Source organism: Sporosarcina sp. USHLN248 (assembly GCF_037144575.1).
Taxonomy (GTDB): domain Bacteria; phylum Bacillota; class Bacilli; order Bacillales_A; family Planococcaceae; genus Sporosarcina; species Sporosarcina contaminans.
The window spans coordinates 1-284 of sequence record NZ_JBBCZC010000119.1 but is presented as its reverse complement, the minus strand read 5'-3'; the positions used below and the strand labels follow the sequence as shown (position 1 = coordinate 284).

At 47.9% G+C, this 284-nt stretch carries 1 rRNA gene; it reads right to left on the bottom strand.

Going from position 1 to position 284, the window contains the following annotated elements:
• Window positions 1–201 precede the first annotated feature (201 nt).
• Window positions 202–284 (bottom strand): 16S ribosomal RNA (locus tag WFH04_RS18455); the annotation flags it as partial.

Here is a 284-nt window from a genome sequence, read left to right as displayed (position 1 = left end):
TTGAAAGATCATGTTGTCCAGCTCCAAACACCAGCTCATGCGTCCACTTCGGACTTTTGGTCGAAATGCAAGCATTTCTACTCAAGGCCTCCAGTGACCGGTTGAGCTAACTGGTGTTTTCCGCTTTTCCATGAACCTTCAAAACTGAACGCAAAACGTCAACTTATGAACCAGTGGTTCATATTCCGTAAATATCCTTAGAAAGGAGGTGATCCAGCCGCACCTTCCGATACGGCTACCTTGTTACGACTTCACCCCAATCATCTGTCCCACCTTCGGCGGCT